Here is a 25,093-nt window from a genome sequence, read left to right as displayed (position 1 = left end):
TGCTTGTCATATCGGTCAATCCCCAACCACCCATTATCAAGCACCCACTCCATGTCTAAGATTAATCGACGCACCTTCATTCAAGGAGGATTAGCGACGGGAGCCGCATTAGCAGCTGCACGCTGTTCGTCTCCCCAAGCTCAAGCTCCCAGCGGCACACCTAACAACCCAGCGCAAGGCCCGACCATCAATACTAATAAGATCAAAGATGTCACCTTACGTTTGATTGGTACAGGAGCCGCACAAATCAATGATATCCGGGTCAAAGCCGAAGAAGACTTAGGATTTAAGATTCAAATGCGGGCGCTGAGTACGGCAGAAAATGTACAAATTGCCGTGACTCAACCAAAACAGTACGACATTTATGATGGTGAGTATTTTAGTTTGCCGCTGGTGGTGCCGTCTGGAAACCTTCAGCCGATTGAGGTGAGCCGCATTCAAGAATTTGATGCAATTACCCCAATTTTTACCACCGGAGAACTGTATTCTGGTGCGAGAGTGAATACCTCTCAAGGCACAGCTCCCCGTAAGGTGATGTATGTCACCGGACAAGATTCTACAGAATTTGCTCCAGAGCCTACCAACTGGGCAACGATGATTCCCTTTCAGTACAACGCTGACACGCTGGGCTACCGTCCTGATCTGGTAGGTCGAAAAATTGAGTCCTGGGCAGAGCTGTTTAACCCAGAATTTAGAGGGAAAACATCACTGTTGGATATTCCCTCCATTGGCATTATGGATGCGGCAATGGTGCTTGAGGCACAGGGGTTGATGACCTTTGAAGATAAAGGCAACATGACTCCAGAAGAATTGAATCAAGTCACCAAACTCTTGATTGAGCAAAAGCGAGCAGGGCAATTCCGTGCTTTCTGGAAGAGTTTTGATGAGTCGGTTAACTTCATGACCTCCGGTGAAGTCGTGCTGCAATCGATGTGGTCGCCTGCGGTCACGGCTGTGAAAGCGAGAGGATTTGAATGCATCTATGCTCCTTTGAAGGAGGGCTATCGCGGTTGGGGGGGTGGTTTAGGATTATCCAAAAATCTCTCTGGCATTGCCTTAGATGCAGCTTACGACTACCTCAACTGGATGCTAGATGGCTGGGTAGGCGGATTCTTGAGTCGACAGGGGTATTACAGTGCCGCGCCTGAGAAAGCTCGCAACTTTATGCAACCTGAAGAATGGGATTTTTGGTATGAAGGAAAACCAGCGGCGATCGACATGATTGATCCCTTCGGTAAAAAGATTGAATCAGCGGGTGCCGTGCGTGATGGCGGTTCCTTCACCGAACGAATGGGCAACGTCGTCTGCTGGAACTCATTTATGCAGCAACAGGAATATCTCGTCTACAAGTGGACAGAATTCATCGTTGCCTAATCCTCATCGCCTACTCCTCATCCCTCATCCCTTCATCCTTACCATGACTCAATCAAAAGCCTTACGCCCCTACCTCCTGGCGGCACCCCAAACCCTGGTCTTTTTGTTTGGATTGGTGCTACCCATTGCCGTTATTTTGATCGTGAGTTTCTGGAACTTTAACGGCATTGCCACTACTCCCGGTTTCACACTGAGGCATTACATCGGAATTTTTACCTCTCCAGCGTATTTATCGACCTACGTTAACACTCTCAAGTTTGCGTTTCTGGTGTGGCTGGTCTGCGTTTTAATTAGTTATCCGGTTGCCTATTGCCTGGCATTTCGGATCAAGAGTACAAAGTGGCAAACGATCTTGTTTCTGATTTGTACAGTTCCGTTTCTCACTTCCAACATCATTCGCATGATCTCCTGGATTCCTTTTCTAGGAAGAGAAGGCTTGATCAACAAAGCACTCATGGGTTTACAGATTGTCGATCGCCCTGTTGAGATGTTCCTTTTCTCTGATTTTGCGGTGATTTTGGCGATGGTGCATCTCTATTGTTTGTTTATGATCGCTCCCATTTTCAACAGCATGATGAAGATCGATCGCGCTCTGATTTCAGCCGCAGAAGATTTAGGTGCCTCTGCTTTTAATATCCAAAAGCGAATTATTTTACCTTTATCAGCTCCCGGAATTGCGATCGGTACCATCTTTGTGGTGACGCTAGTAATGGGAGAGTTTGCCACGATGCGACTCATGAGTGGCGGCAAATCTTCCTCAGTCGGTTACTTGATCAAAAATCAAATCGATAGCTTGCAGTATCCTGCTGCTGCCGCCAATGCGATCGTGCTATTAACGCTGACCCTGCTCATCGTGTTTGCGATTTTGCGAGTTGTAGATATTCGGAAGCAGCTCTAAGTAGCCACTTTACCCCTCATCCTTCATACCTCATCCCTCTTATGGCACAAGCAACTCAATCCCTCTCTTCAAGCTCAGAAAAGAAGAAGCGATCGCTCTCTGATTACTTACTTCTAGGCTTCTTTGGACTGTTTGTTTTGTTTCTCTACGGGCCAATGTTTGCAGTATTTCTGCTATCGTTTCAGGGTCCAGAGGGACAGCTTTTCTTCCCTATGCGTGGATTTAGTTTTCACTGGATTATGGCGGTGTTTGGTCCACAGCGAGTGGGTGATTTTGTCACCGCTTTTCAGCGATCGCTTCTGCTGGGGTTATCCATCATGGTAATCACAGTTGTGTTTAGCGTCATGGCAGGACTAGCCTTTCGCTACCGATTTAGAGGATCAAATCTGATTTTTTATCTCACCATATCGAGTCTGATCGTTCCCAGCATTTTGGTTTCCCTCGGTTTAGGAATTGTATTCAACTTATTGAATCTGCCGATTCAATGGTATTCCTCGGCGCTGGTCGGACATCTGACCTGGACATTGCCTTTCGCCTTCCTGATCATGTTGGGTATCTTTGGACGCTTTAACCCTGCCTATGAAGAAGCTGCACGAGACTTGGGAGCAAGCGATCGCACAACCTTTTGGCGAGTTGTTTTTCCGTTGATTGCCTCCAGTGTGATTGGCGTTGGATTACTTGGCTTTACCCTTTCCTACGACGAATTTACCCGCACCTCTCTCATCTCTGGAGAAACTAACACGCTGCCTCTAGAGATCTTTGGAATGACCACAAACGTTACATCCCCAGCCCTGTACGCGCTAGGAACTCTAACAACAATTTTCTCCTTTGTCTTGATTGGGGTCGCTCTGTTTGCCATGCAGAAGCTTGAACAGAAGCAAAAGCAAGCAAAGTAGCCTTTATGATAGAGATGACAAGGGAAGGCTAGCTCAAGCTATAGATGCACCTAGTAGTTTTTGTGTTGAGTCAGCTAGCACTTGATACAGATCAAGCAAAAGGATAGATAGGGTTTCGTCCGTTTGCTTAACGACAGCAGTATGGCTGACTACTTTGAGCAACGGGGATGTGGTAGAAGTCCATTCGAGCGGCTGTAGTGCCTCAATAGAAATTTCAATCACATCGGGTGGAGCGGAGACTGGAATGCCACACAGTTCTTGATCTATCCCTCGAACTAACATCAGAAATGGCAAAGACTGGGCATCAGGGGTTTCGAGCTGAAGCTGCTGAGATAAATTCACTGCTCTAATCGTGTGGCGACCGCATTGAATCAACCCGATTTTTTCGAGTGATTTGCTTGTATCAAGGGGGTAGTTGATTACCCGCAGCACTTGATCAATGGGCAGCGCTAGATCATAGTTGGCGATCGCAAAAACAATCAGCTTCTCTAATTTTGAATCGTCATGCATAGTTCTGCTCAGTAATGAACTCAGTCCGCGGCCACTTCTATCTCTTTTGGTTCAAACAGGTCTGCCACCATTCCTAGCAGCTTGTGCTCGATGTAGGGTTTTGTGATGTAAGCCGTTGCACCCAGTTCCATTGCCAACAGACGATGCTTTTCGCCACTGCGCGAGGTTAAAACAATCACGGGAATTTTTGCCATCGCCGGAAACTGCTGTCGCTGTTTAAGAAATTCAAAGCCATTCATTCGAGGCATTTCCAGATCGCAAAACATTAACCGAACATTATTGGGTTGTTGCAGTTGCTCGATCGCTTCTTGTCCATCTTTGGCTTGTAACACTTGATAGCCTGCTTTTTGTAGCGTTAGGGTGAGTGTTTGTCGCACTGTGATCGAGTCTTCTGCAATCAAAATTGTTTTATCATCCTCCCACTCCTTAGAGTTAGAGGTGGGAATGAGAGTAGCCGTTGTTTGTAGTGGAGGTTGCTCCATGATTTGAGAACTCATGGGAGCAACGCTTGAAGAACGAGGGGCTAGCGGTTGATTGAGGACTTGCCGTAATAATGCCCCTCCATCCACGACTAAAGTGAGCCGTCCATCGGCTAAAACACTTGCCCCTTGGACATAATTGGGCGAGCCCAGTCTGGTTCCCAACGGACGAATCACCAGTTCTTGCTCTCCAATCAGGTGATCGACTTCCAAGCCGATCAGTTCTCCCTGATGGCGAATCAAGAGGACGTGTTTGTCTGAGGGTGAAGTGACAGATGCGGGTTGAGGTGATAAAGACGTAATGGATGAACGGTAGTTTAGCAGTTTTGCAATGGAATGAATCCGGATTAGTTGTGAAGTGCCTGCTTTCTGCCAGTGCAAGATTTTGCGACCTTGCCGCTCTTGAATCTGTTCAGATGTGGGAATTAGAATCTGCTCGATCGCGTCGGTGGTGAGTGCGTAAGTTCCAGTACCCGCCTGACAAATCAACAGTTTGGCGATCGCCAAACTCAGCGGAATCTGAAGTGTAAAAGTAGTTCCCTGATTGATCGCCGATTGTACGCTGACTGCCCCCTGCAATCCCAGAATTTGCTCTCGCACAACATCTAGACCCACTCCTCGTCCTGAAGTGGTGTTGACCTGGGTAACCGTGGAAAAGCCTGGTTCAAACAGGAAATCGATTAGCTGAGACTGAGTAAGAGTACTTGCCTGGTTGGATGAAACCAATTGACGCTCAACCAGTCGCTGCCGAATTCGCTCATAGTCCAATCCTTTGCCATCATCTCGCACCGCAATAATCAAATATTTGCCCTGGTGATAGGCGCTAATTCCAATTTGCCCGACATCTGGCTTGCCCTGTTGGCGGCGAATTACAACTGGCTCAATGGCATGATCAAACGCATTGCGAATTAGGTGCAGCAACGGCTCGTAGAGTTTCTCGGCGATCGCCTTGTCAACCAATACTTCCGTTCCGTGCAGTTCCAGGTGAGCTTGCTTGTCGCTTGAGGTTTTTAACTTTTGCAAAACACGTGGAATACGGTTGAATACCTCACTCAAGGGCAGCATTCTAGCTTGCATCAATGCATCACGAGTTCCGGCTAACAGTCGCTGCTGTTTCTCGAAAATTTGATTAGACTCTTGAGAGAATAGGTCAATCGCTTCAGCCGCTTCAGCAATTTGCATCGTGTCATCTAGCAAAGATTGAACCAGCAAATGAGAATCACTATAGCGAGACAGTTCTAAAGTATCGAAGCGATCGCCAAACGTTGAAGGCAAAGCCTGAAGGGGAGACATTGTGCGCTTGGCTGCTACCAGTTTTCGCTCAACAGATAACGATTGCGAAGGCTGGCGATCGACCTGATCTTGAAGCTGGCTCAGCACTTGCTGGTGCTGGTTTAGCCGCTTTAATAGTAGTTTTACTTCCGCTTGCAGGCGTTCATTTTGGAGCGACTGACGATTTTGTTGAGTCAGCAATTCCCCAATTGAATAATTTAGCTGGTCAAGATGTTCTACATTGACCCGCACCTGATTAGATCGAAAATGTTTTTTGGAAGCGATCGAATCAGCTACTTTAGACGTAGTTTGAGATCTAGTTTGAGGTTCTGATTGCAGGGAAGGCGAATCTTCTTCTTGCAGGGGCCATAACTGAAATGGTTCCCTAGTAGTGGTTAAAGAGCCGGGAGCGAGTGATTGGGAAAGTGTAGAAGGTGAATCGGCGATCGCCCCCTCTGGCTGGACGATGAGTTCATCCAGGACAAAGGGTGCCCAGACGGTTTCCATCAATAAAGCGGCAGATTGTTCATGCTGCGTTTCTGCTGGGGCAACCTTTTGATCTTCCGCTTTTAGATTTACCTTTTTTGAGGGTATTTCTTTGGGGCTTACCTCTTTTGGATCTGCTTCCTCTAATGGTTGCTCAGCAGAACTTTGCATTAGAGTCGCAGTTGCAGGAACCTCTGCTGAGTCTCCGATTTGCTCAGAAAACTGGTTGTCGGGGTGCAGTCCAGCTTGAATCAGGAAGGAATCTCGAATCCATTGAAATACCTTACACAATCCTCGATGTTTTTGATGGTGAGTTTTTAGGGAAGGAGTAGAGTGCTCAATATCATTGGTGGCTGTAGTTTCCGTTGTATTGGCGATCGCTTCAACAGTGAATTGCTCGGAAGCATAAATAATCTCATGGGTTGTATCGCGATCGCCACTCGTGTCTTCCAATTGAGAATCTGACGAAGCAATTGAAACAACAGGCTCCTCTAACGTGTCCGTTGTATCCGTGATGGAATCAGGCGAAGTCTGGGTCGCTGTAGAATGGTTGGTTTCTATTTCATGGTAGTTAATAGGGGCAATATCAATGTCATTTGTAATGTCTCCTGTTGTAATGTCTTCTATAAAGTTATTTGTAATGTCATCTGTAATAGTTTCTGTAGCGGCTTCAATCGTTGCCTCAGTATCCGCTTCAAGCTCGGTTTCAGTATCCGGAAGAATGACTGCCGAGTCTTCTGGGAAGCCGATTGGGTAGATTGAGGCTTCTAGGGGAAGTTCTAGGTCAACTGAGGTAAATTTATCCTTTAAACTTGCTTCTAATTCAAAAGAGCGGATAGTAGGATCTTCCAAGTCTTCCAAATTTCCCAAAACTACATCTGTTAAGGCTGCATCAGATGTAGTTTCTAAATTGAGTTCATCGCTCTGCTCCTGCTGCTGAATTTCCTGCTCGAAGGCAGCGTCAAATTCGCTTAACCAGTCCGGTTGCGACGTCTCCGTCACGTTAGCTGGAACGGGCTCTACAAGCTGTTGCAGGGCAAGGGAGGGGCGTCCTCCTTGAGTGCGATCGCCTGCTAGCACGGCCGCGCATCCTGCCTGAAAATCAGCTAAAGCTAATTGCGCGATGGTGACAGCCTGATCAGGATGTTGGTCTAGGGCTGCAAGTGTGATTGCGGCGATCGCCCCAAATCCGTGCAAGCTCAAGGACTCGGCCAAACCAAAAAACACTTCGGCATGAATTTGGAGAGTCGCCGCAACTTTATGAGGAGGAGCCTGGGCAACTGTTTGAGCCAGGTCATTTAACCGTTGGGTAACGCCCACTTCAAACATGGACTGTGTGATATCAAACCCTAGCTCCTCTGAGGTAGGCAGGTAATCCTCTTGGTTAAAACAGTCTCCTAACCGGGCCTCAAGCTGGGCAAAAATGGCAGCCGAGCGGTCAAGAATTTCGGCAGTATTGATCGAGCTACCTGTAATTTCAGCCCTTAGCGGTCGTGCCAGACAGTCGTATCCTTCAAACAACAAAGCCGCTACATCTGGATCGATGATGACTTCAGGTCTGCAAAGCACCTTAAAGATATCTTCTAAAGAGTGGGCAATGTTGGCGATCGTTTCTAGCCCCACACTTGCTGCTGCCCCTTTGAGCGTGTGGGTCGTTCGCATCAAGGCATTAATTTGATTGATGCTGCAACCGTCTTGCAAATCCAGCAAACCTTGTTCCAGAGCTTGCAATAGTTCTGGTGCCTCTTGCAAAAAGTAGGGATAGGTTTCCTCGCGAATGTCCGGATCTAAGGGCATGGTTGGTGGGTGTGAATGCTACGGAGTAAACATGAGGTAGGGGCAAACATTCGTTCGCCCCTAACAGAAAGATGAGTGAAGCTTACTTGACTTTGAACTGATTGGCTTGAACTTGCAGGTCTTGGGACATCGCTAACAGTTCCTTGAATGATTGCGAGATTTCGACAGAATCTTTTGAGGTTTTCTGAGCAATCTCTGCGACCTCAGCAACGGTCAGCTTCATCGATTTAAACTGCTGCGTTTGTTCTTGTGTCGCGCCAGTGATGCTAGCCACAAGCTGACTGATTTGGTCGGTGGCTGCAACGATCGCATTCAGGTTTTGACGGGCCTCGCTAACCACGGTGGTTCCTGATGCAACTTGTTGAATGCCAGTTTCCATTGCAGTAGACACCTCGGCGGTGTTTGCCTGAATTTCCTGCACCAGTTGCTCGATCTCGGTTGCCGCATTCGCAGACTGACGAGCCAGCGATCGCACCTCATCGGCAACCACTACAAAGCCGCGTCCATATTCCCCGGCTCTCGTCGCTTCAATCGAAGCGTTTAGCGCTAACAGTTGAGTTTGAGTGGTGAAATTGCTAATCAGACTCACCACTTTAGAAATCTTCTGTGAAGACTCGCTCAGTCGCTTCAGTCGCTTATTCGTTTCTGCCACCGTTTCACGGATGTTTTGCATCTCATCTACGGTGCGATCCATTGCGGCATCACCTGCGAGAACAATTTGATTCGCCTGCTGTACAGCGACCTCTACCTGTTGGGCGCTTGCCTCCACTGCTTCTGTGGAACTGGCCACAAGCTGTACCCGCTCTAAAGTTTGACTCAGCGTTTGAAACTGGTGTTTTGCCTGGTTAGTCAGACTGGCGATCGAGGACTCACTGATCTGAGAAGTTTGGGCAACTTGTTGAGAGGCAATCTGCATTTGAGTCACAATCTGTCGCAGACTGCCCAGCGTGTTGTTGTAAGCATCGGCGATCGTGCCCACTTCATCCTCGGTCATGGGAGCCCGAACCGTCAGATCGCCATCCAACGCCGGACGAACTGCCGACAACAGTTGCATTACTTCTTGCTGAAGCTGCTCCTTTGCCATCTTTTCTCGCTGGGCGGCAGTGGCAAGCTGTTCTGTCTTTTGCTGCAATTGTTCCAGGTACTCCCCTTGCTGAATGGCGACGTTGAGCTGAGCCGCAATTCGTTTTGCAAAGTCGATTTCAGAGTCTTGCCATTCTCGTGGGCCGCTGCACTGGTGAATGCAGAATAGACCCCATAGTTCTTCTCCTTTGAGCAAAGGCACCACTAAATTTGCCCTGACCTGAAATTGAGAAAGGACTTCAATGTAACAGTCTGCTAGTCCTGCCTCGTAAATATCTGAGACTTTGCTTACCCAACCCTGCTTATACTTCCGGCCAAAGTTTTCGGTAAAACAATGATCGGTAACTTTAACAGAGAGTGCAGCGGTGTAAGCAGAACGAACGTCTTCTGCAACGGTTTTGCCATCCCGGCCGCCTGGGTCAAATTTGAAAATAGCGACTCGATCAGCGTTTAAGAAATTGCGGATTTCTCTAGCGGTTGTTTTAAAGGCTTGCTGAGTGTCGAGTGATTGCCGAATACGATCCACAATTTTGGTGACTAGCTGCTCTTGTTCGGCAACCTTTGCTAATTGCTCAGACTTTTGCTGTACTTGCTCCAGGTATTCCCCTTGCTGAATCGCCACGTTTAGCTGAGCTGCGATTCGCTTGGCAAATTCAATTTCAGAGTCTTGCCACTCTCGTGGGCCGCTGCACTGGTGAATGGAGAACAATCCCCATAGTTCCTCTCCTTTGAGTAAGGGCACGACTAGATTTGCTCTGACCTGAAATTGGGAAAGGACTTCAATGTAACAGTCTGCTAGACCTGCTTGATAGATATCTGGAATGGTGCTCACCCAGCCCTGTTTATACTTTCGACCAAAGTTTTCGCTAAAACAATGATCGGTGACTTTAACAGAAAGTGCAGCCGTGTAGGCAGAATTAACATCTTCTGCAACAGTCCTGCCATCTCGACCATCTGGGTCAAACTTGAAGATGGCAACCCGATCAGCCTTTAAGAAATTGCGGATTTCTCGGGTAGTTGTTTTAAAGGCTTGCTGCATGTCAAGCGATCGCCGGATGCGGTTAACAACTTCTGTAATCAACCGCTCCTGCTCTGCAACCTTGCTTAATTGCTCTGATCGCTGCTGTAATTGCTCCAAATATTCTCCTTGTTGGAGTGCCAGCCCAATCTGTACACCTACTTGAGATAAAAGATTTACGTCCAGTTCATTCCAATGCCGAGAGTGGCTGTTTTGATAGGCTCCGATCAGCCCCCACAGTTTTTTACCCTGGAAGATGGGAGCGATCGCATAAGCTTTTACCTCAAATTGCTCCAGCACCTCAATGTGGCATTCTGCATGTCCTGCTTGATAAATGTCATCTACCGCAAAGGTTTCATTGTTGCGATATCGTCCCCCCTGGGTTTCCTGAAGGTAACTATCCTCCCAAATGGTATTCATTTCTGGAGTCACCAATCTTACCCAGCCTTCAGCAACCGATTCCGCCACAAACTCACCGCCCCAATCTGGGTAAAAGCGATAAACAGCAATGCGATCGCTCTTTAACTGTTTGCGAAGCTCTCTCACCACAAAGTCTAAAAGACTGTCAGGCGAGTATTTTTCTTGAACTAGAGCCAGTCCAATTCTGGAAATGAGTTTGTTGTGGGCTACTCCTTGCTCTACCGATTCTGTAAGCTGTTGAGATTGGATTTGGAGCTGGTCTGTTTTTTCTTGCAGTCGCGCTAGATATTTCAACTGCGTCAACATCATGCTCAGCCGCTCACCTAAGACTAACAACAGTGCAGCTTCCTGCTCCTGCCATTGCCGAGGTGCAGTGTTTTGATAGATGGCGAGCAGTCCCCAAAGTTCGTTGCCTTCATAGATAGGAGCAATAAGATAGGCTTTAGCCTGATATTTTTCCAGCGTGTCTAGGTAGCAAGCGGAGAAACCAGCCTTGGAGATATCGTTGACTTGCTTCACATCCATCCGTTTTACATAGCTGCCGCCCTGAGTATCTTTGAGGATTTTGATATTGTCATTGGGCTGGGGGGGAGAACCCATCCGCTTTGTAGTGCAGCGATCGTGGTTGATGATATCGGCTGATCTGAGACTAGGATCTATTTCCTGTTCTTGAATCACCGAAATCCAGCCGGCCGCAACTGACTCAGCCACAAACTCACCGCTCCAGTCAGAATGAAATCGGTAAACGACTGCTCGATCGGCTCGGTAAAACAGTCTTAACTCCTGGCACAAGTTTGCAAGTGCTGTGTTGGTATCTGAGGAGGGCTGCGTTCTCTCTAGAATTTGGGCGAAAGCATCCTCTACCTTAACTTGTCGCCGTTGCTGTGCGTGTAGCGCTAAAGGCTGAAGGTGTAATTGAAGTTCAGTCCTGACTTGATGCAACACCAGCTTTTCGGTTTCACTCCAGGGGCGCAGAATCGCACATCGTTGGGCGACCAGCAGACCCCATACGCCGCCCCGTAGCAAAACAGGAAGGCTGAGGCTGCTCGCGACCTGAAACCGATCTAACAGTTGGCGCTGATGAGGCGTGAGATATTTTGCGCCGTTTTCGATCGCAATCATCTGCTGCTGCTGATAAAGGGTTGAGTGAGCTGCTCCAAAGGCGATCGCTGGCAACGCTTCATTAATAGTGGGAGTAAATCCTGAGACAATGGCTTCCGCCAAAACAGCACCATTGTTCTCATTGTGAAACTGGTAAACCAAAACCCGATCTAGCTGGAAGTATCGTTGAACTTCTGTCACCACGGTCATTAACAGAAGATCAATGGTTTCTGTTTGGCTCATCTGATTGGACAGGTTGAGCAGCCATTGAAGTACATCTTCTTCAGTCGTGTTAGTCATGGTGCCATTCACAACAGAGTTAGAAGTAGAACCAGATGCTGAGTTGGGGGGTAGCCCATTTGAAGGGTGAGCATCTAGAAATTGTTGAAATTGATCAAGTTTTTGCACGACTGGTTCTCCTTGCTGACTGGTGCGGATGATCTAAGATTGAGCTGCTAGCTTTTAACGAATAACTCATTGAGTTATTCAAAGTGATGCTGAGCGATCGCCAAAACATCTAAAACAGGAGTGCCACTATTTGGCAAAACCCCTAACACAAATGGCATTAACCCCGGCGAAAGCAAGCCTAATGTGGGTGCCTGGAGGTTTTCTAAGGAATGGAACTCAACCTCTTCAACCTGCATCACTAGCAGTCCTAATGCCTGTTCATCACTTTCAGTTACAACTACAAAGGGTGTTGCCGTCCCTTGTTTTCGCCAGGATAGGGGAGAAAGCCCCACCAAATGACTCATGTCAATTAGCCAAAGCATTTCTCCTCGCCAGTTACAAATGCCTAAGACACAATCAGGCATTTCAGGAATGGGCAAAATATCCTCTCCATTTACCCTGATTACTTCTGTTGTGTGTTTCAGCGGTAATAAGGCGCTATCTTGTAAACTCAAATGTACGCGGAGTAACCGCTCCCGGTTGTCCGGTGGCGGCAATTCGGGCGATAGAAAATCAAGACTCGCCGCTGCCAGCATTGAACTCACTGGCAGCTTTGGATCAAGTGAAGTTGCCATAAAATTTTGTTCTACGTCACACTGTCATTAACCGCTTTACGGTATGGATTAATTCTTCTTGCTCAACAGGTTTAGGCATATAGGCATCTGCCCCCAGCAGCAAGCCCCAAAGTTTATCGACTTCAGTTCCTTTGGTTGAACAAATTACAACTGGAATTCCTTGCGTGTTGGCATTAGTTTTTAACTCACGACAGAATTCAAACCCGCTTTGTCCTGGCAAAATTACATCAATTAACACCAGGTCAGGCTTATACAACTGAAGCTTAAGCCGAGCATCTTCACTAGACGCAACGCTGATTACCTCTAACCCTGCTTGTTTAAGAAATCGAGTAAGCACCTCGGTTTCTGTGCGACTATCTTCAACTAAAAGAACTGTACTCATGTGCCGTGTTTACAAAATAGAACTTATAAGTGGTATCTGCTTTTACCCTTTAATTGGCTTGCTTCTCCGGATACTTTCCTGATTCCGTCCATTGGGCTGTAAAACTCTTCTTGCCATTGACCCAGCAGAGTCTTTTCAGGGAAGTTAGAGTTGCTTTACAGGGCTTCCCAATTTTTTTTGCCAATCAATCAGGTTTCTGTTTAACGTTTGAGGCTGAGGAGAAGGATGATCAGCCTGAACCGTTGGTAGATGCTCCAGCAAAGTTGTGAGTACTTTTTCTGATTCAATTGGCTTAGCAATAAAGCCAGTTGCATCCACCAGTTTGGCGCGTACTCGATCAACGATTCCATCTCGGCTAGTCACCATGATGATTGGGGTATTTTTAAGTGCTGAGACACGGCGAATCTGGGCACATACCTCATATCCATTGGTGACCGGCATGAGTAAGTCTAGAAAAATGAGATCAGGTTTCTGCTCAATCAGCGTTGGCAATGCCTGTAATGGGTCTTGAATGTTGATGAATCGGTAGCCTGCTTTGAGCAAAATCTGTCCCATTGTGATTCGGTCAAAGCGGCTGTCATCAATGTAAACCACTAGAGGTTTTGCTGGCTCTTGCTGATTAGCTGTCGATGTAGAGGGAGCAGCACTAGAGTTAGGTAAGGCTGAAGTGTTAAAGTCCTCAACTTCAATTAGCCCCATAATGCCTCGGTTAACGTAGGGCATGATGGAACGGGTTAAAGATACCAAGGGCTGTTTTAGTCGAATTGCCAAATCTCGTAGAGTGCGATCGCCATCCACTAACGCAGTCACATTCTGATATGCCGCAGGTGAAGTATGTTTGCGTAATTCCTCTTTACTCCAAATAACAGGAGCTAGATTTGGAGAATATTGATCAAAACCCGCCTGCTGCCACAGTTTCCAGTCGTGTGAAGCCTTGAGCCAAACCTGCTGAGCTGAAATGGGAATTTGCAGCAAATCTTGAAATTTAGGAGGAACCCGACGATAACTTAACTGGATCGGCAAGCGCTCAACCTGTTGCTGATCTTGCTGAAAAATATCAAACAAAATCTCAGTGACACAGCCCTCAATCGCACTCTCTAACTGCTTCTGTGGAATTTTTCCCTGCTTCAACAAATTTTGGATGGAGAAATAACTCCATTGCGGTTGGTCTAGCTTGCGCTCATAGGTAGCCTGCTTGAATTGGGGACAAGCTTGAGCCATTTGGCGATACCAGCATCGAACTGAATGCATCTCACTGGCGGCTCCAACCAACTTTCCTGTATAAAAGAACAAACTCCACAGTGAGTTTGAGGCTTCTTTAATATCTAAATCTAGTCGTCCTGTAAACTGTTGCAGTTCACAGGATTGAATATGTTTAATCAATTCGCTGAGGTTTTCTATCTCACAAGTCTTTACAGGAGGTTCTAATGAGCTAATAGATGTTGGAGTAAGCATGGGAATGAGATATCTGATCCGATTGGTGTGCTGCGCGTCTTTAGGCAGATTTTGAAGAGGTTTAACTTAAAAATTGGTAGTCGAAGCAAATCCCTTCACTTCTATTGAGTTGAAGTGTCAGAGGCTGGTTTAAGAAATGATCCTGATCTCTCAATCTAAGAATGTAAGCTTTTGCTTTTAGCGCAATTCCTCAAGATCCCACTTGAGGGCTAAAAGCAGCATTTTGAGTTCAGGCAAGACTGTGTCTACCCTAGCCTGTGTCAAAAGAGAGTAAGGGAGGAGAGTCGTTTGGAGCGTCAAATTAGATGTTGTCAGGCTAACACTGGGTTCCCTTCTTACACGCAAATAAACTTCTACTGGTACTGGTAAAAACTATGCCAACTAGGACACCGCTTGAGACTAAAAAACGGTGCAATTAAAACTGCGGTAGATAAATCTGTAGGTAGAACGAACTGAAATGAACCTGGTAGATGAAAATCAGTTCGGAAGGACAGCTCTGAACAATCTATAGAAACAGTCCATGCAACAACCTACTCTAATATGCAACACAACCTTGACTTTCTGCAACACAACTCTGACTTTCTGCAACACAGCTTTAATTTTCTGCACCCCTTAGAGCTTGTGCGTCGTTTGCTAGTACGTATTTTTACTGTAGCTAGCACTTCAGAGCCTCAACGAGTTATTGACCTTAGGTATTTTCACCGTAATAATCCATGATTGTCTTGCAGATGCAGTCCTGTCAAGCGCATAACTTGAAGTTCACAGAAGCTTGTTGGTCAGTCTATATAGTCGTAAATCCAGCTTTTAGGACAGCTTTTAGGACAGCTTGAAAAATCAGGCAAATCTCTTCACATTAGCCACTAATCTGTGAAAATATCTTCCTGTAAGTTTCCTAAATCGTGATCCCACTCGATATCGGGCATTTGGTCAAACGCTTGACGAAGCGACGTTTCCCAAAGCTTGCGAATTTTGGCTAAGTACGGATCTCCAATTCGGAGCCGCAGCTGATGCTTAACATTAAAGCTGTTAGCAGCATAGCTAATGAGATTAATCGGTGGCCCAACCGAGATATTGGATTTCATGGTTGAGTCGATTGATAAAAGCGCACATTTTGTGGCGGCTTCTAGGGGCGTTTCAAAAGTTAAGGTGCGATCGAGAATCGGTTTGCCATACTTGGTTTCACCAATTTGCAGAAAAGGTGTTTCTCGGGTCGCCTGAACAAAATTGCCCTGGCTATAGATTAAATAGAGTGCTGGCTCTTCCCCTGGAAGTTGTCCTCCCAGGAGGCAGCTACAGTGATAGTCAATTTTGTCGCGCTCTAGCCATGAGCGGTCTTGCTCTTGCACTTGACGAATTTTAGCGCCTACGTAACGAGCCGTGTCAAATAGGGTAGGCAAACTGTGAAGGGTGTCCCCTTCCCCTAGTTTAAGGTCACGCCGCAGGGCATGGAGAACAGCCTGAGTCATCGACAGATTGCCAGACGTGCAGAGCAAAATTACTCGCTGGTCAGGCAAGGAAAAGTCAAATAGCTTTTGGTAGGTAGAGATGTAGTCTACGCCCGCATTAGTGCGAGAGTCAGCAGCAATCACGAGTCCATGTTGAGTAATAATGCCCAGGCAATAGGTCATAGCCGTAGTTTGTTGTCCTCTGTAGTTGCTCGCTATGCTGATGCTCTATTCTGCTGGCTCTAGCGGGGGTAGAAACTTTTGAATCAAGCCAACAGTGACAGCAGGAATTTCGAGCTGGGGAGTTAGCCCAACATCAGTAAGCTGATGAAATTGAACCACAGTAGGATTCATTTCAGCTAGACGGCGACCAATTTCTGGACCCGTAAATTGAGATTTTTCACCCCAGAGGATTACGCTTGGCACGGTGATCTGGGTCATGTATTCCGATAGGTCAAAGCACAGGTCGCCCCGCACAAACGAAAGGGCTGCATATTCAGCATTGGGCTGGGTCGCCGACTCCAGGTATGCCTCAACAATTTCGTCAGAAATTCGCTCTGGACGGGCAAATTGACGCTGTTCCAAAAAGCTGCGAATGCCAAAGCCGGTAGCGACTCCAGCAGTGTAAAACAGGCGATCAACTACAGGAATATTCACTAATTGAGTGAAGAAGCTGCGAGTGTAGTTTTCACCAAAGTCAGATAGCCCTGCGGCGGTAGTGAGGATGAGGGATTTGAACAATTCAGGACGGGCGATCGCCGCTCGGATCGCAAAAGCAGCCGTCAAAGACGACGCAATCACCGTTGTCGGTCCACTGCACGTCTTTTCCATGAATTCAATCAGCGTGTTTACATAGTCCTCAACTTTATAGTCGCGGGCGGGATGGTCAGACTGCCCCCAGCCGATCAGGTCAGGTGCCAGGATGCGATATTGGGCGGCAAAGGCAGGATAAACCTTAGACCACTCATAGGAAGAAGAGCCGCCACCAAAGCCGTGAAAGAAGACGAGTGTAGGGACATCGGCATGGGGCACTTCTTGAGTCACCCAAGGCTGACCCTCAGCCGTGTAGTAGACCATCTTTCCCAGTGAGGTCATGACAGAGTGTTGATAAAATCCCGGTGGAATAAACATACGTACACCTCATTCACACGGATCAACCGATCAGGCTAGCGTGAGTTAGATAAAAGCACATCTACCATTTTGCAGCTTACCTTACCCCTTTCAAATTTGTGAGAATACAGGTTAAGAGGTGCTTCTTCTGGCTCTCTACTTCAGTCAATCTTAGAAATACTATGAGAGTCCTCGAAGCTCAACGTCTGCGAAAAACTTATCGATCTCAGGGCAAGGTGCTAGAAGCAGTTCAGGATGTTTCCCTGGAATTGTCGGTGGGTGAGGTTCTGGCATTTTTAGGGCCAAATGGAGCCGGAAAAACAACCACGATCAAGATGATTGCTGGGCTGATTTTGCCTGATCAGGGGTGGGTCAGCATTGCTGGACGCAATCCTCATCGCGACTCACGTGCCTTGCGATCGCTTGGTGCTGTTTTGGAGGGCAACCGCAACCTCTACTGGCGACTCACGCCCCAGGAAAATTTGGAATATTTTGGCGTGCTGCGCGGTCTAACTCGTCGTACTGCTCGGCAGCGTGGGCAAGAATTATTGGAACGATTTGGGCTAGCCGACAAAAGAAGTACGACCGTGCAAACGCTCTCACGCGGGATGCAGCAAAAACTGGCGATCGCCGTTTCCCTAATTCACGATCCGCAACTGTTGTTGTTGGATGAGCCCACTTTAGGACTGGATGTAGAAGCTACCCAAACCGTAAAACAGTTGATTCGTGAAATTGCTGCTGAGGGGCGAGCCATCTTACTCACTACACATCAACTCGACATTGCAGAAGAACTTTCAGATCGGGTCGCAATTATCCAACAGGGCAAAATTGCAATTGAAGAACCTACTTCAGAACTGATTCGCCAGTTCTCAGGAACCGCTTACACGATTGAGCTAGAGCATCCTTTAGACTCAGAAAAAGTGAGTAAAGTGAAAGAGTTAGGTGGCACCTTTCAAGGACAGTTGATTTATGTGCGTGAGTCAGACGAGCTATATCAAATCCTTGATGTGCTGAAGCCTCTACCACTGGTCAGAGTCTACCGAGATCAAGCGAACTTAACAGATATTTTTCTAAAACTGGTGCGGGAGAAAACCCTTGGTTGAGCTATTTTTGGCAGAACTCAGGCGCAGTTGGATTCAACTGATTCGCTATTCTACAGAGGCAATTGGCGGCATCATTATCACAACCTCCATTTTTTATGGACTCTTTCTCAGTGCCCAATATATTGCAGGACCAGGGCTTCAGTTTGGCGATCGCCTGGACGCCGTTGTAATTGGCTATGTCCTGTGGACACTAGTATTGTTTATCATGAGTGACATTGCTGGAGGTTTGCAAAATGAGGCGCAAACCGGAACTTTGGAGCAGCTTTTTCTCTCACCTTTTAATGCATCAAAGGTTTTTTTGGTGAGAGCGATCGCCAGTCTCACCATTCAAATCACACTTAATATCAGCATTTTACTCATCATCATTGCGATCACGGGCAGTCAGCTTTCCTTTCCGCCCAGTCTGCTATTGCCCTTTATCACCGTGCTGCTAGGAGCCTACGGGCTAGCGTTTGCAATGGGGTCCCTAGCCCTGTTGTTGAAACGAGTCCAACAATTACTCGGTATTTTTCAATTTGCTTTGCTATTTTTACTATCCGTTCCTACTGAGACCTGGGTTGGGTCAGGCAGAATATTTGCGCTGCTGCTGCCGATGACACCCGGAGCAGGACTACTGCGAGATCTGATGGCGCGGGAATTGGGGCTGAACTGGGGACAGTGGGCGATCGCCCTCGCCAATGGAGTCGTCTATTTTTCTTTGGGACTGTTCCTCTTTCGTCAAGCCGAACGCGAGACCAAACGCAGAGGCAGATTGGGTGGATATTGAGACTTTGGCTGAGGCTTTTGTTCACAGCACCAAAAAAATTGCTTCGTCTGCAATCCAAATGGATGAAGTCTACTTGTATTGACCCCAACTCAGCGATCGCTCTCACCACGTCAGGGTTTGTAGGATATACAGTTGGTGGAGTACTGCTGGCGATTTGAACCTACTCATGCAGCGCTTTAACATAAGCCGATTATTGAAAGAACTTTTTCCATAACATAAGCGGCTTATCCCGATTCAAAGACATAGTGAGTGTGAGGGTTTCCCTATCCATAGCCATACTCATGCTCACGATTAGGTACATGATTTAGTTGTTGCTTAGCGCGATCGCTTTAGGTAATGTGGCTGTTGGGCTGGTGTTGGTGCTGGCGTTCAGTACAGGTTTAGCGATCGTGCTGACTGGATTGGAGTGATTGCTCGTTTACACTAAGCGACTGTTAAAACAAGTTCTCAGTCAACGGCGATTGCTGAAAATATTACCCGTCGTAAGTGCGTTAAGCATTGTGCTAACTAGCGTTGGCATTTCCACACAAGCATTTATGCAAGTGATAGATTTTGAGTTTTGAGTTGTAAGTGAGTTCTCCAATTGTATCGAAGTAATCCTATGCTGAAGTTTTTGAGTTTGACAGGTGTTTTGACGGTTACTTTCTTATGGTTGGCGATCGCCTCTCTTACCTAGATTGCTGCTGGCGACACTCTTATTTTTCCATTGATCTCTCCGCTGTTGAGCGAATCTAACTTGAACGATACTTTCTTTTGCTACATATGAACCGAAGATGGCAGAGTAGTGAATTTAACCCGAATCTGTGCTACCCATCCCAACAGTCGCAGCAGTAGTCAAAACCAGAGGGCTATTCCAGATGTTACCGTGAGTTCTAGCAGCCAGGATGTCATTAACTTAGAGAACAGCTTGGACGTGAACGGATGCTACGTTTTTGATGAGAATCTCCGTCCCTGTTTACCTATTCAATAAGTATTTAATAAGTAACCGTTTCTACGGCCTAACTGTGTTTGGGGTAACCTTTCATCTTAATGGAATCGCAGACCTATCCTGGGCTTCAGGTAGAGGATATTTATCCCCGCCACGTTGAAACTGAATCTATACAAGATAGGAGAAAGCGTGTGCTATCTAGCAACAGTAAGCCTTTCAGAACGATGTTTCAAGATTTTGGGGGCGAACCCCGTCAGCACAGCTACTATCCAATTGAACTGGCAACACCCCAAGGAGTTGTTCATTGCCAATATTACCGAATAGAAGCAACTAAACAAGCTGCGATTTGGGTTGGTGGAATTGGTGGAAATTGGGATACCCCCGCGCAAGGGCTTTATCCTCGGCTTTGTCAAGACTTAATGAGTGATGGCATTGCTGCACTACGCCTTCAGTTTCGCAACTCCACGCACCTGAAAGAGTCCGTTCTAGACGTGTTAGCGGGCATCAATTATCTAGAGAATGAAGGAATTGAGGCGATCGCCCTGATTGGTCATTCTTTTGGCGGTGCGGTTGTAATTCAAGCAGCAGCTCAAGCAGAGGTGGTTCGCACGGTGGTGACTCTAGCAACACAATCCTACGGCACAGATTCTGTTTCAGCATTGGCAAGCCACTGCTCACTATTGCTGCTGCATGGTACACACGATTCTGTGTTGTCGTCACTCTGCTCACGCTACGTCTACAATAGGGCACTTGAGCCCAAGCGGCTGGTGCTTTACCCCAACGCAGGTCATGGATTAGATGAGGTTGCTGGAGAAGTGCACCAAACCATTCGGGCTTGGCTAAGCGAACAGATGGATCAAGATAGAATTTTTTGATCGTGGCTAAAGCGTTACGGTATAAGCATCGCGAATGCCTGGGACTTTGACGATTTCTGCCAAAATGCCTTCGGGCAGTGGGTCATCGATGCTTAGCACCATGACTGCATCACCTCTGACAATCTTGCGTCCAACCTGCATACTGGCAATGTTGACATTGAAGCTGCCTAGCAGAGAACCGATTTTGCCAATGATTCCTGGCATGTCACGGTGCAGCGTAAACAGCATGTAGCGGTTAGGCGGAACGTTGATCGGAAATTCGTCAATGCTGGTGATCCGAATTTCGCTATCGCCCAACAGCGCTCCCGTCACTGAATGTTCGCCGAGAGAGCCTTTAGCCATCAGGTGCAGCGATCCCGTATAGTCTTTGACCGCAGCATCACGGGTTTCGATCACCCGAATTCCCCGTTCTTTTGCCTCAATGCTGGCGTTGACGTAATTGACTCGCTCTTGCAGGGCGTGAGAGAGCAGTCCTTTCAGCGCAGCGACTACAACAGGTTGACTTTCGCTATTGGCTAACTCGCCTTGCAGCCTGACGTTGAATGACTCGACCCGTCCTCCTGTCAGTTGGCTAACCAGGTTGCCTAAGGTTTCTGCCAGTTGCAAGTAAGGACGCAGTTTTTCCAACAAGTCAGGTCGTAGACCAGGAATGTTAACCGCAGAACGAGCGGGCAATCCTAACAGCACATCACGGATTTGCTCGGCGACATCAATAGCGACGTTAACCTGAGCTTCTTCTGTGGATGCACCCAAGTGCGGAGTCAGGATGACCTCTTTACCCAGCGATCGCAAAGGAGAATCACCCAGCGGCTCTGTCTCGTATACATCCAGCGCAGCCCCAGCAATTTTGCCCTGCTCGATCGCCTCTGCTAATGCCTGCTCGTCAATAATGCCACCTCTGGCACAGTTGATGATTCGAGCGGTGGGCTTCATTTTTGCCAGAGATTCACTATTAATCAAGTGATAGGTCTCTGGCGTTTTGGGCAAGTGCAGTGTGATGTAGTCCGATTCTTGGAACAGCAAGTCTAGCTCAACTAACTGGCAGCCAATTTGGTCGGCGCGTTCGGTAGAGAGAAACGGATCGAAGGCCAGCAGGCGCATTCCCATTGAACGGGCGATCGCCGCCACATGAGAGCCAATTTTGCCTAGCCCTACGATCCCCAATGTTTTCTTATAAACTTCTACCCCTGTGAAGCTTTTGCGATCCCACTTGCCGCTTTTAACGGACTGGTTAGCATCAGGAATATGCCGCGACATCGACAGCATCATTGCCACCGCATGTTCGGCTGCGGCAACCGTGTTTCCTTCGGGCGAGTTGACGACAACAATACCGCGACGGGTCGCCGCAGGCACGTCAACATTGTCAACCCCAACGCCCGCACGTCCGATAATTTTGAGCTGAGTCCCAGCCTCAATCACCTCTTGCGTCACACGGGTGCCAGAGCGGATCATGAGTGCGTCATAGTCTGGAATGATCTGAACCAGCTCTTCTACTGGTAGACCTGTTTTGACATCGACCTGGGCAACTTGAGAGAGAATATCGATTCCAACTTGGTCAATTGGATCTGAGACGAGAACCTTTGGCATGATCGGCAGGCGAGTTCAACAAGAGTGTCTGAGCAATGAGCTGGAAAATTGGTATGGGGAAGTCAACACCGTTGCTTGCACCCTAGCCATCAATTCAGATTTTCCACAGAAGGTCATTCTACTGCAAAGGTGGGACGGCCCTCTCAAGCAACTAAAAAATTTTGGCTTTCCCAAAAATTTTAGGAAGGTAACTTGTTATAACGTTTCTCTCAAAAGAGGCTATAGGTGGAGGGGCATCCCGCTCTGTGGGATGCCCCTCCACCTATAGCCCTAATTTTAGGAATTGGTGTTAGTTGTGATGAAGATCTCACCAAGAAGGGCGTTGAAGTCACTTCTATTTCTCTAAATAGGCACGATAACGAATAATATCCTGATCAGAGAATTCGTCATGGCACGCTCCCTTAGCTACAAAGCTGTCTCCGTTATTCAGGCGATCGCTATCACCGCAGCGATCGCAGTGATCTCAGGGCAGATTCAGCTTGACTTTGCAGGCGTTAACGAAGTTTTGTCCAATTCATCCTTTCGTATCCAGATTCCCCTTCTAAATAAAGGTTAGAACTTAGCCAAAATCAAACCCAATGTTGACTGGGTTTGGAAAGATGAGGCTTGAAGGTGCGATGGATTTCTGTAAGGAGTTGGCAACCCCAGGACTTTTCTAGAGGGAGGTGACAAATTTTACTCTCTAGAAAAGATAAAAAAGTTCAACTGAGGGAGATATTATTCAGCTTCCACCGGGCACTCTAGGCAAAAAAGTTACAGGGGCAGCTCAGTTAGCGTCAGAAGAAAGGATGAGCTTGAGGGACTGCATTCCTCCAATTCATTTCTTTCCTTCTTGTTTACATTGCTGCATGAACCGTAGCTGAAATAGAGGGCACAGACTTGAACCTACCCACGCAGCCAGACGAAGAAGCAACCCGTCCACGAGCAAATTTTAAGCAATGGCTGAAGGGCGATCGCCGAGTTTGGCCAACTGCTACAAGTGTTGCAGGATGCGTCGTTTTACTGCGAATGTTTGGGCTATTGCAGTCAGCAGAGCTTTCAGCCCTTGATCAGCTTTCGTGTTTGCGTCCTGCAGAAGCGATTGACAATCGAATCGTAATTGTCGGCATTGATGAGCAAGATTTGCGGCAAATTCAGGAATGGCCCCTGCCCGACCAAAGAATGGCAGAACTGCTGCAAAAGCTAGCTTCCTATCAGCCTCGTGCAATTGGGCTGGACATCTACCGAGACTTTTCGGTTGGGGCAGGTCAGTCTGAGCTAGAGCAGGTCTTTGAGACAACCTCTAACCTGGTCGGAATTGAAAAAATTGAGGACGAAAACAGTTTTGCAGTTGCTCCACCTGCCGCGCTAAGCAACAGAAATCAAATCGGTTTTAACAACGTTGTCGTAGATGACGATGGCAGAATCCGTCGCTCTTTGCTGTATTGGACGGTAGATGGGCAAACTCACACCAGTTTTGCGTTAAAGCTCGCCCTAGTCTATTTGCAGTCAGAAAACGTTGAGCCAAAACCAGCCAATGTCAATCCTAAGTATCTCCAGTTAGGGCAGGCAGTCTTCCATCAGTTTCAGCCCAGTGATGGTGGCTATATACGAATGAGAAATAGCGGCGGGTATCAGGTGTTGGTCAACTTTTACAATGCTCCGTCTGGGTTCGAGATGATCTCCCTGAGCGATGTGATGACCGGAAATGTGCCGCCCGATTTGCTGCGCGATCGCATTGTTTTAATTGGCTCTACGGCAGTCAGCCTCAAGGATTTTTTCTATACCTCCAACAGTAGCGGCTTGGGGAAAGAAATCCGTCAGATGTCAGGGGTTGAGCTTCATGCCAATTTTATTCATCAAATTTTAGGGGCAGCGCTAGAGGGGCGATCGCTCCTTAGAGTTTGGCCCGATCCACTGGAACTTGGCTGGATCTTGGTCTGGTCTTGGGTCGGGGCTAGCGTAGTCTGGGAGCTTCGATCTCCGCGCAAGTCTGCACTTAGCGTTCTGGTTGTCAGCGCCAGCCTAACCGGAATTTGCTACCTTGCCTTACTTCAAGGATGGTGGATTCCGCTGGTTCCTGCTGCGATGGCTTTGGTCGGTTCTGCGGTTGCCGTTACGGGTTACATTGCTCACCTCCAGGAAGAGTTGAAAAAGTCAAAAGAATTTCTGCAATCTGTCATTAACACCATTCCCGACCCGATATTTGTGAAGGACAATCACCATCGCTGGATCGTACTCAACGAGGCTTACTGTCGCTTAATTGGGCAGCCGCTGCAAGCACTTTTAGAACGATCAGACAGCGATTTTTTCTCAGAGAAACAAGCGATCGCGTTTCGGCAGCAAGATGAACTGACTTTTGCAACGGGAACCGCTCAAGAAAGTGAAGAAGAATTCACCGATGCTCACGGAATCACCCACCTGATTGCAACCAAGCGATCGCTCCACCGAGATGCAGCGGGCAACCAGTTTCTGGTCGGCATCATTCGCGATATCACTCAGCGCAAAAAAGTAGAAGAAGAATTGAGACGCACCGCTGCCGAATTGGTGCGCTCTAACGCTGAGCTAATGCAAGCTGAAACCCACCTGCGGCAAATGGCCTATCACGATCCGCTGACCGGGTTACCTAATCGAAAACTGCTGCAAGACCGTTTGCAGGAGGCTTTAGTTTGGGCTAGTGACCACGGACAGCTAGCTGCATTGCTGTTTCTTGATCTGGATGGGTTTAAAGCCATCAATGACACGCTTGGGCATCAGGTCGGTGACCTGCTGCTCAAGGCAGTCGCCCAACGGTTAACAGGATGCCTCAGAGGCAGCGACCTGGTAGCGCGTTTGGGTGGGGATGAATTTGTTGTGTTGCTTCCAGCAATTCCTGGTGTTCAAGATGTTGCTAGAGTGGCTGAAAAGATTTTGGAGACGCTCGCAAAAAAGTTTGTCCTGGAAGAACAGTCCATTCTGATCACGACCAGCCTTGGCATCAGCATCTATCCCCTCGATGGAACGGACATGGATGATTTGATGGTCAAAGCAGACCGAGCCATGTACAGTGCTAAAGAGCTAGGCAAAAATCGCTATGAGTTCTTTGCACCGGAACCCCCTTCTTGAAT

17 protein-coding genes are annotated in these 25,093 nt (G+C 47.6%); 8 read left to right on the top strand and 9 right to left on the bottom strand.

From position 1 onward, the window contains the following. Window positions 1–51 precede the first annotated feature (51 nt). From H6F93_RS03545 to H6F93_RS03535, 3 genes are read left to right on the top strand one after another with little or no spacing between them, the layout of a single operon-like run. Entirely contained in the window at window positions 52–1,374 is a 1,323-nt protein-coding gene (locus H6F93_RS03545; protein ID WP_190679262.1) for an ABC transporter substrate-binding protein, read from the top strand. A 43-nt stretch (window positions 1,375–1,417) separates the two neighbouring features. Then, window positions 1,418–2,272, top strand: a complete 855-nt coding sequence (locus tag H6F93_RS03540; protein ID WP_190679260.1) for an ABC transporter permease — start codon at window positions 1,418–1,420, stop codon at window positions 2,270–2,272. A 41-nt stretch (window positions 2,273–2,313) separates the two neighbouring features. Beyond that, window positions 2,314–3,168: an ABC transporter permease gene (locus H6F93_RS03535; protein ID WP_190679258.1), complete on the top strand. Its 855-nt coding sequence runs from the start codon at window positions 2,314–2,316 to the stop codon at window positions 3,166–3,168. 33 nt (window positions 3,169–3,201) lie between these two features. Here H6F93_RS03535 and H6F93_RS03530 read toward each other — a convergent pair whose 3' ends face one another. The 8 genes from H6F93_RS03530 to H6F93_RS03495 form a co-directional block, all read right to left on the bottom strand. Next, complete coding sequence (locus H6F93_RS03530; protein WP_190644748.1) at window positions 3,202–3,678, bottom strand: chemotaxis protein CheW; 477 nt, start codon at window positions 3,676–3,678, stop codon at window positions 3,202–3,204. A 20-nt stretch (window positions 3,679–3,698) separates the two neighbouring features. Continuing rightward, window positions 3,699–7,712, bottom strand: coding sequence for a response regulator (locus H6F93_RS03525; RefSeq protein WP_190679256.1), 4,014 nt, complete (start codon window positions 7,710–7,712; stop codon window positions 3,699–3,701). Between the two features lie 82 nt (window positions 7,713–7,794). Then, window positions 7,795–11,742, bottom strand: coding sequence for a GAF domain-containing protein (locus tag H6F93_RS03520; protein WP_190679253.1), 3,948 nt, complete (start codon window positions 11,740–11,742; stop codon window positions 7,795–7,797). Between the two features lie 74 nt (window positions 11,743–11,816). Next, a complete protein-coding gene (locus H6F93_RS03515; RefSeq protein ID WP_190679251.1) occupies window positions 11,817–12,356 on the bottom strand; it encodes a chemotaxis protein CheW in 540 nt (179 codons plus the stop codon). A 16-nt stretch (window positions 12,357–12,372) separates the two neighbouring features. After that, window positions 12,373–12,738, bottom strand: a complete 366-nt coding sequence (locus H6F93_RS03510) for a response regulator transcription factor (protein ID WP_190679249.1) — start codon at window positions 12,736–12,738, stop codon at window positions 12,373–12,375. A gap of 144 nt (window positions 12,739–12,882) precedes the next feature. Further along, entirely contained in the window at window positions 12,883–14,193 is a 1,311-nt protein-coding gene (locus H6F93_RS03505; RefSeq protein WP_190679247.1) for a response regulator, read from the bottom strand. Window positions 14,194–15,053: 860 nt separating this feature from the next. After that, on the bottom strand, window positions 15,054–15,821 hold the full coding sequence (locus H6F93_RS03500) for a proteasome-type protease (protein ID WP_190679245.1): 768 nt from the start codon (window positions 15,819–15,821) through the stop codon (window positions 15,054–15,056). 45 nt (window positions 15,822–15,866) lie between these two features. Continuing rightward, window positions 15,867–16,769 carry an alpha/beta fold hydrolase gene (locus H6F93_RS03495; RefSeq protein WP_190679242.1) on the bottom strand — a complete coding sequence of 301 codons (903 nt, stop codon included), beginning with the start codon at window positions 16,767–16,769 and terminating at the stop codon, window positions 15,867–15,869. A 161-nt stretch (window positions 16,770–16,930) separates the two neighbouring features. Here H6F93_RS03495 and H6F93_RS03490 point away from each other — a divergent pair, with 161 nt between their 5' ends. The 3 genes from H6F93_RS03490 (at window position 16,931) to H6F93_RS03480 (ending at window position 20,420) form a co-directional block, all read left to right on the top strand. Beyond that, on the top strand, window positions 16,931–17,851 hold the full coding sequence (locus tag H6F93_RS03490; protein ID WP_190644756.1) for an ABC transporter ATP-binding protein: 921 nt from the start codon (window positions 16,931–16,933) through the stop codon (window positions 17,849–17,851). Beyond that, on the top strand, window positions 17,844–18,617 hold the full coding sequence (locus tag H6F93_RS03485) for an ABC transporter permease (RefSeq protein WP_190679240.1): 774 nt from the start codon (window positions 17,844–17,846) through the stop codon (window positions 18,615–18,617). Before H6F93_RS03490 ends, H6F93_RS03485 begins: the two co-directional genes overlap by 8 nt. 1,152 nt (window positions 18,618–19,769) lie before the next feature. Beyond that, on the top strand, window positions 19,770–20,420 hold the full coding sequence (locus H6F93_RS03480; RefSeq protein WP_190679238.1) for an alpha/beta hydrolase family protein: 651 nt from the start codon (window positions 19,770–19,772) through the stop codon (window positions 20,418–20,420). Window positions 20,421–20,426: 6 nt separating this feature from the next. Here the strand turns inward: H6F93_RS03480 and serA are convergent, their stop codons facing one another. Further along, window positions 20,427–22,007: a phosphoglycerate dehydrogenase gene (gene serA, locus H6F93_RS03475; protein WP_190679237.1), complete on the bottom strand. Its 1,581-nt coding sequence runs from the start codon at window positions 22,005–22,007 to the stop codon at window positions 20,427–20,429. 388 nt (window positions 22,008–22,395) lie between these two features. On the opposite strand from serA, the gene H6F93_RS03470 reads away from it, so the two are divergent. Both H6F93_RS03470 and H6F93_RS03465 read left to right on the top strand, forming a co-directional pair. Beyond that, window positions 22,396–22,563, top strand: a complete 168-nt coding sequence (locus H6F93_RS03470) for a hypothetical protein (protein ID WP_190679236.1) — start codon at window positions 22,396–22,398, stop codon at window positions 22,561–22,563. Between the two features lie 323 nt (window positions 22,564–22,886). After that, window positions 22,887–25,091: a CHASE2 domain-containing protein gene (locus H6F93_RS03465; RefSeq protein ID WP_242043286.1), complete on the top strand. Its 2,205-nt coding sequence runs from the start codon at window positions 22,887–22,889 to the stop codon at window positions 25,089–25,091. Window positions 25,092–25,093: the final 2 nt, after the last annotated feature.

This window comes from Leptolyngbya sp. FACHB-671 (assembly GCF_014695745.1).
Classification (GTDB): Bacteria; Cyanobacteriota; Cyanobacteriia; order Elainellales; family Elainellaceae; genus JAAUTN01.
Note: the sequence above shows the minus strand (reverse complement) of the source record. Positions and strands in the feature narration are given on the sequence as shown.